This is a genomic window from Flammeovirga sp. EKP202 (genome assembly GCF_014534745.1).
Lineage (GTDB): Bacteria > Bacteroidota > Bacteroidia > Cytophagales > Flammeovirgaceae > Flammeovirga.
In genome coordinates, this window is record NZ_JACVVP010000035.1 from 15731 (window position 1) to 30438 (window position 14708).

At 33.8% G+C, this 14708-nt stretch carries 12 protein-coding genes; 8 read left to right on the forward strand and 4 right to left on the reverse strand.

Going from position 1 to position 14708, the window contains the following annotated elements:
* Positions 1-12 precede the first annotated feature (12 nt).
* The 7 genes from IC221_RS19505 to IC221_RS19535 all read left to right on the forward strand — a co-directional run bounded on the left by IC221_RS19505 (position 13) and on the right by IC221_RS19535 (position 8970).
* On the forward strand, positions 13-720 hold the full coding sequence (locus IC221_RS19505; protein ID WP_062616976.1) for a LytTR family DNA-binding domain-containing protein: 708 nt from the start codon (positions 13-15) through the stop codon (positions 718-720).
* A gap of 36 nt (positions 721-756) precedes the next feature.
* Complete coding sequence (locus IC221_RS19510; protein ID WP_188170568.1) at positions 757-4116, forward strand: exodeoxyribonuclease V subunit beta; 3360 nt, start codon at positions 757-759, stop codon at positions 4114-4116.
* Positions 4117-4121: 5 nt separating this feature from the next.
* Positions 4122-4676 (forward strand): hypothetical protein, encoded by a 555-nt coding sequence (locus IC221_RS19515; RefSeq protein WP_188170569.1) that lies wholly within the window; start codon positions 4122-4124, stop codon positions 4674-4676.
* A 149-nt stretch (positions 4677-4825) separates the two neighbouring features.
* On the forward strand, positions 4826-6232 hold the full coding sequence (locus tag IC221_RS19520; protein WP_188170570.1) for an LptF/LptG family permease: 1407 nt from the start codon (positions 4826-4828) through the stop codon (positions 6230-6232).
* 148 nt (positions 6233-6380) lie between these two features.
* Positions 6381-7061 carry a (d)CMP kinase gene (gene cmk, locus IC221_RS19525; RefSeq protein ID WP_188170571.1) on the forward strand — a complete coding sequence of 227 codons (681 nt, stop codon included), beginning with the start codon at positions 6381-6383 and terminating at the stop codon, positions 7059-7061.
* A 159-nt stretch (positions 7062-7220) separates the two neighbouring features.
* Positions 7221-8360: a class I SAM-dependent RNA methyltransferase gene (locus IC221_RS19530; RefSeq protein WP_223241438.1), complete on the forward strand. Its 1140-nt coding sequence runs from the start codon at positions 7221-7223 to the stop codon at positions 8358-8360.
* Positions 8361-8508: 148 nt separating this feature from the next.
* Positions 8509-8970 carry a hypothetical protein gene (locus IC221_RS19535; protein WP_188170573.1) on the forward strand — a complete coding sequence of 154 codons (462 nt, stop codon included), beginning with the start codon at positions 8509-8511 and terminating at the stop codon, positions 8968-8970.
* Positions 8971-9143: 173 nt separating this feature from the next.
* Here IC221_RS19535 and IC221_RS19540 read toward each other — a convergent pair whose 3' ends face one another.
* From IC221_RS19540 to rocF, 3 genes are all read right to left on the reverse strand, one after another.
* Positions 9144-9770, reverse strand: coding sequence for an iron-containing redox enzyme family protein (locus IC221_RS19540; protein WP_188170574.1), 627 nt, complete (start codon positions 9768-9770; stop codon positions 9144-9146).
* 5 nt (positions 9771-9775) lie between these two features.
* Positions 9776-10357 (reverse strand): hypothetical protein, encoded by a 582-nt coding sequence (locus tag IC221_RS19545; RefSeq protein WP_188170575.1) that lies wholly within the window; start codon positions 10355-10357, stop codon positions 9776-9778.
* A 208-nt stretch (positions 10358-10565) separates the two neighbouring features.
* Entirely contained in the window at positions 10566-11531 is a 966-nt protein-coding gene (gene rocF, locus IC221_RS19550; RefSeq protein ID WP_188170576.1) for an arginase, read from the reverse strand.
* Positions 11532-12282: 751 nt separating this feature from the next.
* On the opposite strand from rocF, the gene IC221_RS19555 reads away from it, so the two are divergent.
* The gene (locus tag IC221_RS19555) at positions 12283-13845 is read left to right on the forward strand and encodes a hypothetical protein (protein ID WP_188170577.1); all 1563 of its coding nucleotides are present in this window, start codon (positions 12283-12285) and stop codon (positions 13843-13845) included.
* A 51-nt stretch (positions 13846-13896) separates the two neighbouring features.
* Here the strand turns inward: IC221_RS19555 and IC221_RS19560 are convergent, their stop codons facing one another.
* A complete protein-coding gene (locus IC221_RS19560; protein ID WP_188170578.1) occupies positions 13897-14682 on the reverse strand; it encodes a toxin-antitoxin system YwqK family antitoxin in 786 nt (261 codons plus the stop codon).
* Positions 14683-14708 lie beyond the last annotated feature (26 nt).

Below are 14708 nucleotides of genomic sequence, written 5' to 3' on the forward strand. Positions count from 1 at the left end.
AATTGACAAAAAATGCAAAGGAGATATAATTGTTTAATTGTAGACGATGAACAACTCGCAAGGACCTTATTATCAGCCTATATTGAAAAAATCCCCCATTTAGAAGTCATAGGTAGTTGTAAATCCCCTTTGGAAGCCATGAATTATTTAAGAGAAGGCAATGTAGATATCCTTTTCCTTGATATCCAAATGCCTGAATTAAACGGTGTCGATTTTTTAAAAACGATTGCTCAACAACCTGCCGTGATCTTCACAACCGCTTATGCTGAATATGCTGTCACTTCTTATGAATTAGATGCAGTGGATTATTTGCTTAAGCCGTTTGGATTTGATCGTTTTGTAAAGGCAGTCAATAAAGCCATTGAAAAAGTAGAGGCTAAAAATACTCCTTCGGATAAAAAGGAAGCGGAAGAGGTACTTTATATAAAAGGGGACCAGAAAATATATAAAGTAGAGCCTTCGAGCATATTGTATATTGAAGGGTTAAAGGAATATGTCTCTTATTTTATAGAAAACCAACAGCGAATTATTTCTCTTCATTCACTGACTAAACTTGAAAAAGAGTTAGCACAATATAATTTTATGAGAGTGCATCGCTCGTACATTGTCAACCTAAATCATGTGACCGCTTTTGAGCGACATGCACTTTGGATTGATAAAGAGGAAATTCCAATTGGAAAAACGTATAGAGATACTGTTAAAGAAAAACTCAACTGGTAAACTAAGCCTTCTAATAACTTTCAAAACCTAGAATTAATGTTCAAAATATATAGATCTTCAGCGGGAGCTGGAAAAACTTTCACGCTGGCAAAAGAATACATCAAAATTGTTCTTCAGATTCAACTTTTTGATGAAGAGTTCAATCCCAATTACTATCAGCATGTTTTGGCCGTGACTTTTACTAACTTGGCCACTTCAGAGATGAAGGATAGGATTCTAGAGCAATTAAAAACGTTTTCTCAAAAGCCCGACCCAAGTACGGAAGGGATGTTGGATGCCATTGTGAAAGATTATAAAGGAATGGATGAAAACATAGTGCTGAACAGGATCTATAGCCGTTCGAAGATTGTTCATCAAAGGATTCTTCATGGTTATTCTAACTTTTCGGTAAGTACAATTGATGCGTTTAGTCAGAAAATTGCCCAAGCCTTTAAGAGAGATCTTAATTTTCCATTCAATTATGAATTGGTTTTGAATGGTGATGAATTGATCGAAGATGCCACATATATTTTGATGGATAAACTAGGTCAGCAAGAACATGAGAAACTGACGGAAGCTTTAGAAGTATTTTCGATCAAGAAAGCGGAAGAGGGGACAAGTTGGAATATTTTGCCTCAAATCAAACAGTTTGGTAGAGTATTGTTTGATGAGGACCAACGGAAGATTATTGAGAAACTAGGAGTCAATCCGACTACCAACAATAAAATGAGTATTGAGGATTATACTCAATTGGCCAAGAAACTTCGAAAGGTAATTTATGAAGATCTTCAGCAGGAAAAAGATATAAAACTAGAAGATTTCAAAGAAGAAATGTCTGCCGTGGGAGTGCCTTTGGAAAGTCTAGCTAGGTTTGTAGCGAGTTACGCAGGAAAGTTTGAAGGTAAAATTGGTGATAATGATGTGACGCCCAATACCACTGCTCAGAAAGTTTTTGATGGAACAGATGGGAGCGTGTTGACAACGAAGGCCAATTACAAGAAAAGTCCTGCTCAGTTTGATCTTGCTTTGCCTATTTATCAAAATAGAATACAAGACCTGTTGGCGTTAGTACAAAAGGCAACGTTGATTAAAAATGTGTACGATAAAATCTATTTAATCATTACAGCTGAAGTGCTTAAAGAAGAAATGGGAGCACTGAAAGAAGAGCAAGGTGTAGTGCACATTTCTGAGATTGGAGAGAATATCAATAAGATTGTAGAAAGCTCGCCAGTGCCTTATCTATATGAGCGTTTGGGTGAGCGTTACAGACATATTTTGATTGATGAATTTCAAGATACTTCCAAGACGCAGTGGCATAACTTGATTCCATTGGTAGCTCATGCATTGTCGATGTATCAGGGAGAATGTTTGGTAGTAGGAGATGCGAAACAGTCCATTTATAGATGGAGGGGTGGAAAGCCGGAAATGTTGGTGGCATTACCGTCACTGCCTACAGCTAAAGGGACCGCTTTGGAAGAGGAAGAGTATACGCTTTCTGCAAGTGCTGACCCTCAGAACTTGGATACCAATTGGAGAAGTTACGAGAATGTGATCGACTTCAATAACTCTTTGTACAAGCATATCGATGAAGCTTACAAGAATGAATTATTGTCTAAGTTTTATCAAGATGTTTACCAAAAAAGCAATAAAAATAAAGGAGGTCAGGTAAGGGTCTCTGTTTGCCAAAAAGTAGGTGCGAAAGATACCGTTTTAGAGCCTAATTTGGAGAAAATTGTCAATACCATCACGACGTTGGTGTCTGAGAATAAATTTCAATTAAAAGACATTGCCATTTTAGTGCGATTTAATAAAGACGGCTCTCAGATCGCTGAAAAATTGGTGAAAGAAGGTTTGGAGGTGATTTCAAGTGAATCTTTATTGGTGAACAGTGCACCAAGTGTTCAGTTTTTGGTGCAAATGATCCGCCTTTTGGTAACACGAGCAGATAAAATTCTGTTTATGAATATTGCCCGCTTTTTAATGGGGCATTTTCAAGATGTCAAAAATGAAAGATGGAAGACCGTCAATGCAGAACCTCAAACGGTAAAAGGAGATGAATATATCCGATTAGGAGACAAAGTGGAGCAGTGTGAAAGTCATAAACAGTTTGAGTTGTTCCTTGAAAGTGAATTTGGAGTACATATTTCCATTTCAAATTTACGTCGAAAATCACTTTATGATTTAATAGAGTTATTGATCAGAACATTCCAATTGAATCAAAGAGTAACAGAGCAATCCTATCAAGTGAAGTTCCTGGATTTTATTTTGGAGCATTCCGAAAAGAATGGCAATAGTGCTCAGGAATTTTTGCAGAAATGGGAAATGAAAAAATCCATGCTTTCGATTTCTACACCAGAAAACACCAATGCGGTTAGAATTTTATCCATTCATAAATCAAAAGGTTTGGAATTTCCAGTGGTGATTTTACCATTCGCAGATTGGTCAACGATTCCGAAGAAAGGGGAAAGTAAATGGTTTGATTGGGAAAACAATGATATTATTCCGGAGCTCAATGCAGTTCAGCTCAGTGTTAATTCTAAATTGGAGGGAACACCTTTTGAAGAAGAATATCATGAAGAGTGTAATGATACGTATATTGATGCGATTAATATGCTCTATGTAGCAACGACCAGAGCAGAAAAGTACATGCATATCATTTGTACAGAAGAAGCAAAAGTCAATAAGAAAGGAGAGAAATATGAAACCAAAGACACCGTTTCTGTTCCTATTTTAAATTATATCAAAAAGAACAACCCTACAGAGCTTCCAACAGATGAAATTGATGATGTATTGTTCAATGAATTCCAATTCTATGAAGGTATCACCGAAGGAAAAGGAGCAGAGGAAGAAGAAATAGAAAAGCCCATCAATGATATTATTCATACCGATAATACCGATCAATTAAAACTTAAAAGTGGTACTTACGAACAAGGTGAACAAGAGGTGTCTTTCTTAGACATTCTTGAGGCGCAAGAAAGCGGTATATTAGTTCATAAGGCTTTTGAAAAGATAAAATATAAGGACGATGTGCATGATGCGGTCCGAAATTTGGAGGTAAACGGTTTTATCTCATCCACCGAAAAAGGAGACTATATCCAAAAATTATTTGACGTGGTGCATCATCCAGAATTAGAAACTTATTTTGATGAAAAATCAGGTTATGAAGTTTTAAATGAATCAGAAATAGTAACCCCTTCCCGCTTTGAAATGCAACAAGTGACGGTAGACCGTCCGGACCGTTTGCTGATAAGAGGGCAAGAAGCTGTTATTCTGGATTATAAAACGGGTTCTTATGAAAAGGATCACGAACGACAAATTCAAAGATATGGTACGGAATTACAGAAGATGGGATATACGTCCATCACACTTAAATTAGTATATACAGAAAACTTATATATCAAAAACGTAACTCTTTAATAACAATGAAAAAAGTATTGACACTAACTGGTGTATTCTTATTGTTTGTCCTTTCAACTTTTGCTCAAAAGGGGCAGCAATTTCCAACAATGGAAGCTGAAACGTTGACAGATAAGACCATTACATTACCTTCGATCGCAAAAGGAAAAGTAACATTAATAGGCGTATCATATTCAAAGAAGTCGCAAGCCAATTTGGAGACGTGGATGCAGCCCATTTACGATACATTTATCAATCCTCCCAAATCGGATCTTTTTGGTTCAACTTCTTATGATGTAAATATGTATTTTGTGGCTTTAGCGAGAGGTATTGCCAAGACTGCAGAAAAGTCAATCAAGGGTTCAATGAAGAAGAAAATTGATAAGAAATTACAACCTAATATTGCGATTGTAATGGGAGAGGTAAAACAACATAAAAAGAAATTAAAATTAGGAGATAAAGAAGATCCGTATTTCTACATTTTATCTCCTGAAGGAAAAATATTACATATTACATATGGAAAATATTCTCCAAGTAAAATGTCTGCCATAGAATCTGCGGTGGAAGAATATATGGATTAAACTCCCATAAATTAATTCTAAAAGGTTGTTAAAGTTTTAAAAAACTTGCTTTACATCCAAAAAGTGTATTTAAAATAAAAAGCAGTTTTTTAGATTTGCGTTACTCATGAAAAATTATTTGTGGGTATAGTAAAATCACACTATAAAGTATGAAGAAGCTAGATAAGCTATTATTAAAAGCATACATAGGTCCATTTGCGTTAACATCGTCAATTGTACTATTTATTTTTTGGTCTCAATACATGATCTCCAAGTTTGTATATTTCTTAGGAAAAGACTTAGGATATGATGTTTATATGGAATTGTTTTTCTGGTTTGCACTAGCTTTAGTACCAGTAGCCCTTCCATTAGCTGTATTACTTGCTACACTGATGACTTATGGTAGTTTAGGTCAACACTCTGAATTAACAGCCATCAAAGGTGCAGGTATTTCTCTATTAAGAATTTTACGTCCAGTTTTTCTATTTACAGTAGTTGTAGTTTTAGTTCAATTGGTCTATAACGATACAGTGGTACCCCACGCCAACTTGAAAGCGTACAGTTTACTTTATGATATCAAGCAAACTAAACCAACAATCAATCTAAAAGAAGGTGCTTTCTATGATGGATTAGATGGTTATAGTATCAAAGTGGCTAAAAAAGACGAAGACGGTGAAGGTATTCATGATGTAATCATTTACAAGCATGAGGGTCATAGAGGTAACAAAGAAGTAATCTTGGCCAACCATGGTAAGATGCAATTGATCAATGATGATACTTTTATGATGCTTACTTTATTTGAAGGTAATGCTTATAGTGAAGTAGAGGATAAAAAGAGTAAGTCTGATGTTCAATATGTTCACTCTGAATTTGATTCTTCAATATTTTATTTCAGCATGGCATCATATGCTATGAATGAAACAAAAGAAGATCTTTTCATGGGGCATAATTTAATGAAAAATCGTACTCAATTATTGGAAGAGCAAGATTCATTAAATTTAGCCATGGTGAACTATAGCAATATGTTAGTGAAAAATGGTAATACTCAATTCTACTACCGCTATACTTCAAATAAAAAAGAACATGATACAGAGAAGGTAACAACTAAGAAGTTTGACCCTGAAAAAACAGAGAATCAATTAAGAATTTATTCTTCAGCTTATAATAGTGCTTCAAGTTTCTATAACGTATTAAAATCAAATGCTTCTAGAAATAAGAATCAGATGAGAGAAGAAGTGCGTTATACTTTAGATGTACAGAAGAAAATATCTACAGCAATTGCTATTTTGATGATGTTCCTTATAGGTGCACCATTAGGAGCAATTATCAAGAAAGGTGGCTTAGGTGTACCGGTTTTGGTTTCTGTATTCTTCTTTGTAGTGTATTATATCATTACAATTACTGGTGAGAAAATGGCAAAAGAGCTTGTGATTGATCCAGTATTAGGTGCTTGGTTGTCCAATATCTTCTTATTTGTAATGGGTATGTTCTTTACTTTCCAAGCGAAGAACGATGCTAAATTATTTGATACAGATTATTATGGCGTGCTACTGAAAAGTCTTTTCAAAAAGAAGTAGTATCCGTTAGTTTAAAATACCAAAAACCCTATGTGTTTTTAGAATACATAGGGTTTTCTTTTTATATTCGTATGCTTTACGTTTTATAGGGTAAAGCAATTATTGTAGACTACCTCAGTGAGGTAGCAATGAATGAAGATCTTAAGAAATGAAGAAAATCATAATCGCCTTGGATGGGCATGCAGGTTGTGGAAAAAGTACTACCGCTAAAGCAGTTGCAAAAGCTTTAGATTATATATTTATTGATACAGGGGCTATGTACAGAGCCGTAACGTATCATTTTCTTTCAAACGATGTTGACTTTTCTGACTCAACAGAAGTGGATAAAGCTTTAGAGGCAATTTCGTTGAAGTTTGTATTCAACCCTGAAAGAGGAATTGGTGAAATCCATGTTAATGGTGTCAATGTTGAGCCATTTATCCGTAATATGGACATTACAAGTAGGGTGAGTGATGTTGCAAGTATCAAAGCTGTTCGTGTATTCAACGTAGCAGAACAGCAAAAAATGGGAGAGGAGAAAGGCATCGTCATGGATGGTAGAGATATTGGTACCGTTGTTTTCCCTGAGGCAGAGTTGAAAGTATTCATGACCGCTGATGTGACAGTAAGAGCAAAGCGCCGATTGAGGGAAATGGAAGCCAAAGGTGTGGCCACCAACCTTGAAGATGTAGAAGCAGATATCCGAAACAGAGATAATTTGGATTCAACTAGAAAAGAGAGTCCTTTGAAAAAAGCCGATGATGCTATTGTTGTAGATACATCTGCTTTGACCATTGAGCAACAAGTAGAAAGTATTTTGAAACTGGCAAAGAAGAAAATCAACGCATAGTTTTATATAAATAATAGAGAGGAGGTCAACTTTAATATGATTAGAGTTGACCTTTTTTGTGCATCAAAAATTACCTTCCATTGTCAATGAATGTATGTGAGTTGAATGATTCCATAATTTTCTATGTACATTTGCAAAAAAATAATAAAAGATACCACATTGGCAGATCAAGATTTCAAGATGACAGCCAAGACCTTTTTTGGCTTGGAAGAATTATTAAAAGAAGAACTTCTTGCAATTGGAGCAAGAAACGTAAAAGCGGTAAACAGAGCAGTGACTTTTGAGGGAGATAAAGAGATCCTTTATAAGGCTAACTTACATGTAAGAACCGCTTTGAAAATCTTACTTCCTATCAAAAACTTTAGAGCAAGAAATGAAGAGGATCTTTATGAGAAAACGAAAAAGGTCAATTGGGCAAAATACATAGATGTTGATGGTACTTTTGCCATTGACAGCACGGTTTGGTCAGATACATTCACACACTCTAAGTATGTCGCTTTAAAAGTAAAAGATGCAATTGCCGATCATTTCTCTGAAGTATTTAGAAGAAGACCAAATGTCAATGTGCAGTCTCCTGATGTGTTGGTGCATATCCATGTTTCGCAAAGAGAATGTATTTTATCTTTAGATAGTTCTGGAGAGTCATTACACCGAAGAGGTTATCGATCTGAGCAACGTCAAGCACCATTGAATGAAGTATTGGCGGCAGGGTTGATTATGCTGACAGGGTGGAAAGGTGATAGACCTTTCTTGGATCCAATGTGTGGTTCTGGTACTTTGTTGGTAGAGGCGGCTATGATTGCCAGCAACACTCCTCCAGGTTTGAAAAGAAAGTTTGCCTTCATGAATTGGAAGGATTATGATCGAAGATTATTCAATCAAATCTTCAGAGAGGCCAAAAGAAATAGAAAAGAAATTGAGGTGCCAATTGTTGGTTCTGATATTGATAGAGCAGCCATTGATATTTCATATGCCAATGCGGAACGTTCTGGTTTAGACGAAGATCTTCGAATTTCTAAAAACAGTTTCTTTGATCGTAAACCAATTGGTGAAAATGGTATCATTGTTTGTAACCCTCCTTACGGTGAGCGTATCGGCAAAGATATTGAAGAGCTTTATAAAAAAATGGGTGACAAGCTAAAGCAAGACTTTAGTGGTTATGATGCTTGGATTTTTAGTGGTAATATGAAAGCATTAAAATATGTAGGATTAAGACCAAGTAAGAAAATCCAACTGTATAATGGCTCTATTGAATGTCGATTAGCAAAGTTTGAAATGTACAAAGGGGCTAAAGCATAATGCACTTCTTTTCAAAATAGAAAAAACCTATTCATGAGTTGTTATGAATAGGTTTTTTTATTGATAAAATATACTATTTTTTTGTCGACTCTTGAATTGTAGTTGTCCTAGCCATAAGCCAATCTATTGTTTAATTAAATTTTTAATAATGAAAAGAAGCAAACTTAACTTTCTTACTTTAATCATTTGTACATTTCTCATTGGATTTATGTCTTGTGATAAAGATGTAGATCCCTCAGTAAACAAAAAGTATTCTAATTATATCAATACAGAGGGTATTGAGGAATATGGAGAAATGGTTTTTTACTCAAATGGGTCTTTCGTTGTTCATATGGAAACATTTGGAGGTGTAGATCTTGATCCTGTAATCAATTCAGTTGATTATATCACATTGAATACTTCTGGTAGATATGAAGAAACAGATAGTAGTTATATTTTATTTTACGAACATGTAAAAGCTTATGGAGCTTCTATTATTTCCAATCCTGCCTGCTATACAATCATAGCTAAAACTGAGGAGGATGTACAGGAATCTATTGAAATAGGGATGTCCGAACTTCTGACATGGAACGGTTTGGATAATGAGATCGACATTTGTATTGAGGATTAAGAAAAACTAACCTCAAAAATAATAGCTCCCTTCTGTTAGTAATACTACCGAACAGAAGGGAGTTTTTTATGGGGTGATTGATTCACTTTGCTATATCATGTGGTCACCCAAAGTAAGGAGTGATCAGCATGAGGCGTTTGTAATGTGATAAAACACCTTGAGATACTCTTTCTCTAATCGACTAATTCTTCTTGTTTTACACAGCTCTTAATCATATTAAGATACGCATCAATAGATTGGTCAACGATTTGAGCAATTTCATTAATTTGTTCTTCACTAAATACCTCTAGAATTTTTAAAGCATCTTTTGTGTGGTGTTCATCTTCTAGAACATGAACTTTCAAGAATGATAGTTGATTGTCGTTATATGTGTCTTTAAGCATATTATATAATACCTTACCTGTAGTTACTGCAAGGAATTCTAAGCCTAGTACCCATCCCATGATTGTGTAACTTCCTTTTAAAAATACTTTAGCAAAAGGGGATTCATAAATTTCTTTAGTTTCATTTAATTCTGGGAAGTCACTTAAGTTGAAACCCAGGTTTTTCAAATCATTCAAAGCTAAAATCTCATGATGACTTTCTTCGCCTATATGATCAGTTAATCTGTCAAAAAAGTCATTTTGTTCAAAAGGTGTTTTTACCCCGGCATAGGCCAATAGGCGGGTGGAGTATTGTACATAGTAATAGACTTGGGCCATTACATTACCATAATATTTCTTGTCAGACCATGGTAGTTGATTTAGAAGAGTTGTAGCTTCTTTACATTTTAGTTCAATAATTTTTTCAACATTTTTCATTAGAATTACTTTTTGGTTAAATATTCTTCCATTTTTTTTAGATCAATTTCCATCAAACTTAGTGGAGTGTCATTGCCATAAAAAACTACACCTGATACCATTTTATTTGAAATAATCTTCACGTCGAACATCTTCTTATAAACTCTAGATTGAGATGAAGTAGTGACGATATATGTATTTTTATGACCTTTATTTAAAGCGTGTTGAACAACTTTTAGGATCAAGCTCTTATAAAGTAGAAACCCACTGGAAAAGTTTCTGTCAATAGCTACGCGCCACCCGTTACAAACAGGTGATCCAGCTTTATGAATTTTCGAAAACTCATTTGGAAATAAAGGTTCATTAGGTAGCGGAGAATTAGTATCATTTTGATCGTAAGTGACGGAAACAGTACCAACAATTTGTTCATTATACTTTGCAACAAATATGCATGTGTTATCTAATTGGTCAATTCGAATAGCATTTTGTATTTTTTTCTTGCTGTCTTTGTTTGCTAAACCAGATTCTACATATTGTTTATAAACAAAATCATAGAGATCGTTTAATTGATTTTTGTTTAAGAAATCAATAGATACATTTTTAGTCATTCTTGAGCTTTAAGTAGTTGGATGTTACAGTATACTTTTTAAAAATTGCGCCAAGATAATTGGTATTACTTAATTAAAGGTAAGTGTTGAGTGTTATAGCCTTTAAGATTGTTGTTGTGATTTATAGAGAATAGTACATTGAATTTTTAAAATAAAACAGGCATTCACCTTTAAATGATGAATGCCTGTTTTCTTGTTTTTTATTTCGTTAACTGACCATTAATAACGATTTCTTTTTAATCGCTTCAACGGTTTCATTAAGAATTTTGAAAGCATTATTTGCCATAATATTGTCACGGTCTAATGTAGGGTTTACCTCTACCATTTCCCAACAAACCACTTTCTCGTTGCTAACTAGAATTGTATTTAATTCTTTTGCTTCTTCGACTGTAAGACCATGTTCAACAGGTGTGCCAGTGCCTCTGCTGATAGATGGGTCCATGCTGTCTACATCAAATGAAATGTAAATCATATCACAATCTGTCAATTTGTTAAGCGCTAATTCAGCAGCTGCTTGAGTTCCCATTGCTCTCACTTCATCCACTGTGATATTGCGGATGTTATGTTTTTTCATAATTTCATTTTCAGGACCTTCTGTATCTCTAACACCAATAAAAACCACGTCAGAGGGATCAATTTTGGATGAAGTAGTTCCAACTTTTTTGATGTCTTCCCAATACGCTACAGTTTCCTCAGAGGGGTTATTGACTGCATTTTCTTTATTGTCAATACCTGAAACCATTGCTAATGGCATGCCGTGCATATTTCCCGAAGGAGTAGTGTAAGGAGAGTGGAAGTCTGCGTGAGCATCAATCCAAATGACGCCCAATTTCTGGTGAGGAAATGCTTTTTTTATACCAGAAATCGTTCCTGCAGCCGTAGAGTGATCTCCTGCTAAAACAACTGGAGTTTCACCCGCTTTCAATGTATCATAAGTGTGATTGCTCACTCTATTCAACATAGTATGCACGCCGTCAATGTGTTTAGCATTAGGGTAATTGTTGTTGTTGAATAAAATATTATTGACATCGTCAATGTTCTGTACTTTATGTTCCTTAAAGAAAGTTGATTTTTGATCTAAACTAGCAACAATCAATGCGTCAATTCCCATTCCTGCGCCTCTTGTTCCTGCAGCAATTTCAGAACGAACTGTTAGTAACTTAATAGTTTCCATAAAATGTTTGTATGTAAAATATGTGGTATGTGTGTTATATATGTCACCATTTATGATTAATAATCCATATAGGAGATAGTATGTATGTGGTAAGAGTACGAATAGAAAACTATAGGTATACAGTCACAACACTTCCCTCGGAAATTAACCGCAAGTATTTTGGTGTAAGAAAAATTAAGGAAAAATACTACCAATAATCATATGGTAGTTATTAGGGTACAGAATTACGAAAATGCCAACAACTGAGATGGATCAAAGGAAAGATCCTCCATTACATATAGGGTATATGTCTGTTGTTTTAAAACCATTTTGACAATAACTTTTTAAGTTTAATTCTACGCAATTATATGTTTAATATTTTTTATCTGCAAAAAAAATAACCAAAAAACTTTTAATGATAATTAAGTGTATGCAGTAGTAATTAGTTTTTTTAAATTATTTAGTCGCTGATAATAAGAGAGTTGTATTTGGTTAGGGTTGATGTTGGAAAAAATTGTCGTCGATACTTAAAAATATCTTATTATGCTGAGTAACTATCCAAACAGAAAATGAAAAGCAAATTAACACTTTAAACATTCTATGAAAGTGGTGTAATAGAATTCAAATATGGAAACATTGTCAATATTGACTAAGATCCCTTAATACATCATCTAAAGTAGGTTGCTTTTATAAGCGTTATAGTATTAAATCAAGTGTATATTTAGTATTTTTGTTCAAGCAAACAATTAGTATCATTTCAATACTACTCACAATGAGATTTACTTTTTTTATCATGGGACTTCTTTTTGTCTCACTTTTTTCAACTGCTCAAACACCAATTTATACTTTAGAGGAGTTATCATTTTTAACCGAAAGAGAGAAACAAGCGTTTGAAAATTATATTAATGACTCCACTCAATTTCTGCCTTTACTAGTTGAAATGGGAGAGAATTCTAATCCTGAATTATATGCGAAGGTCGATAAGAAACTACAAAGTCTGTACGCTTATTTGGAAGGTTTGAAGGTTGCAAGCAAGAAGCCTAAAAAACAGATTCAAATCATTTATAATGAAGTACATAAAGCTTTTTTCAAGAAATACGTTGAAGTGATTCCTTTCTACAAAATTTTTACAGATGGGGAGTATAATTGTGCCACTGCTACAGCTATATATGCCATGGTGTTAGATCATTTTGAAATTCCTTATCAGATCAAAGAAAAACCAAATCATGTTTATTTGATTGCATATCCAGAACAGGAAAGTATTGTGATGGAATCAACAACTCCTAGTGATACAAAACTGATCACAATGAATATGAAAATGAAGTCAAATATCATCGATGCTTTGATAAAAGATAAGTTGGTTACTGAATCTGAGGTGAAATTAAAAGGTGTAAATGAAGTTTTCAACGAGTATTTCTTTAATGATAAGAATATTAATTTCAAGGAATTAATTTCTTGGTTGTATGCCAATGAGGGGTATGCTTATATAATTGATGAATATTTCAAAGATGCTTTAGAGCAGATGAAAAAAGCAGATTATATTAAAAGTAATGAAATTTTTAAAGAAGTGATTGTAAGCCTCAATGCGCAATTGCTTGTTACTTCAAAACCTTTTTCTATAGAATATGCAGAGGGTGTTGTGAAATTAGTTCGTTTTAAAGGGTATAATAAGGAACTTGAAGACAACAACTTTTCATTGGAACACCTCTCATTTATCAACGAGCTATTAGTGAATAACAATGACTTAGAAACGTATAAAGATACTTATGAAATTTTTGCGACTATTGAGGATAGCGTGATTTTACATACTATTCAATACAATCATTATGATGCTTTGGCAAGATACTATTATGATAATGAAGATTTTGGTAATGCTGTAAGAAAAGGGATGAAGGCACATGAATTAAAGCCTAAGAACAATGAAATAATGAAACTTGTAACGGTGTCGATGTTAAATCATTGCCAGAAAAAATATAGAGTGGATGTAAGTGGAAGAATAAATTATTTGACTAAAAAAATGGAGTTATATCCAGTTTTAAAAGAAAATACAAAACTTCAAACAGTGCTAGTAGCATCTTATTTGGAGAATGCACATTCTATGATCCTAAACAATGAAATACCAGAGGCAGAGGCTAATCTTAAAGAATTTGAGTGGAAATATAATCCCGAAGAGCATTATCAAATTGATCAAAGAAGTGTAGAGGCTTTGTATGAACAGTTTGGAATGTATTATTTCAAGCGGAATCAAATTACTAAGGCGAGGAAAGCATTTCAGAAAGGACTTTCCTATTTTCCTAATTCTTATATTTTAAAAACAAGATTAAGTTATTTATAAAAAATACTCCCACTTCAAAAATATGAGGTGGGAGTATTTTTTTACTTTTTCTTAGATGTGAGAAACAGATAGGTTATATATTGTTTTGTCAATTTTTTTTCGTCCACCTATCGTTGTGTATTCAGCAATGATTGGAATTCTCTTCATAACACCATACCCTTTTGGAATTGTGATTTCTACTACACCTCTTTTATCAAACATGTTGACAGTGTGAAGATTGTATTTGGCAATGTCAATGGTTTTGACATTTATATTGTGATCTTCAGCAACATAAAAACGAACATTTTTTCTTTTTTCTGAAAGAGTGATTTCCAAAACAACCTTGTCATATAAAGCTGTATCATCATTCTCTTTTACCAATATCTTAGGATATTTAGTCTTCAGTTTCCCGGATTTATAATATTCTTTTAATTCATTGGTAGGTTTCTCATTTATGTATTTCGCTATAGATTTTAATGTGCCATCTTGATAGTAATATTTACGTTGTTTGACTTCATTATTTTCATAAAAAGCTTCTTTATAAATATTCCCGTTGGTATGATACATTTTACTTACACCGTCTTTCTTTCCCATTACATAATTGACTTCTTGCTTTAATTTACCAGACTTGTAATAGGTTTTTGCTACACCATTTTTTACTCCTTTTGTGTAATTGATTTCTGCTCGCTTTTGCTTTGAATTGTCATAATTGAAGACATGTAGACCTTCCTTAATTTCATTTGATGTAGGTGAAGCTTTGATTACATCTGTTACAGTATTACTTTTTGTTTCTTGAGGAGGTTCACATGAAAGGGTCCCAATTAGTAAACTTAATAATAAACAATAGTTGAATTTCATTTTGCTTTAATAGTTTAATTCATTAA

What these genes read in the sequence shown, in the direction of transcription:
- IC221_RS19505 (WP_062616976.1), top strand. Translation starts at nt 13, where the DNA reads ATGCAAAGGAGATATAATTGTTTAATTGTAGACGATGAACAACTCGCA.
- IC221_RS19510 (WP_188170568.1), top strand. Translation starts at nt 757, where the DNA reads ATGTTCAAAATATATAGATCTTCAGCGGGAGCTGGAAAAACTTTCACG.
- IC221_RS19515 (WP_188170569.1), top strand. Translation starts at nt 4,122, where the DNA reads ATGAAAAAAGTATTGACACTAACTGGTGTATTCTTATTGTTTGTCCTT.
- IC221_RS19520 (WP_188170570.1), top strand. Translation starts at nt 4,826, where the DNA reads ATGAAGAAGCTAGATAAGCTATTATTAAAAGCATACATAGGTCCATTT.
- cmk (WP_188170571.1), top strand. Translation starts at nt 6,381, where the DNA reads ATGAAGAAAATCATAATCGCCTTGGATGGGCATGCAGGTTGTGGAAAA.
- IC221_RS19535 (WP_188170573.1), top strand. Translation starts at nt 8,509, where the DNA reads ATGAAAAGAAGCAAACTTAACTTTCTTACTTTAATCATTTGTACATTT.
- IC221_RS19540 (WP_188170574.1), bottom strand. Translation starts at nt 9,770, where the DNA reads ATGAAAAATGTTGAAAAAATTATTGAACTAAAATGTAAAGAAGCTACA.
- IC221_RS19545 (WP_188170575.1), bottom strand. Translation starts at nt 10,357, where the DNA reads ATGACTAAAAATGTATCTATTGATTTCTTAAACAAAAATCAATTAAAC.
- rocF (WP_188170576.1), bottom strand. Translation starts at nt 11,531, where the DNA reads ATGGAAACTATTAAGTTACTAACAGTTCGTTCTGAAATTGCTGCAGGA.
- IC221_RS19555 (WP_188170577.1), top strand. Translation starts at nt 12,283, where the DNA reads ATGAGATTTACTTTTTTTATCATGGGACTTCTTTTTGTCTCACTTTTT.
- IC221_RS19560 (WP_188170578.1), bottom strand. Translation starts at nt 14,682, where the DNA reads ATGAAATTCAACTATTGTTTATTATTAAGTTTACTAATTGGGACCCTT.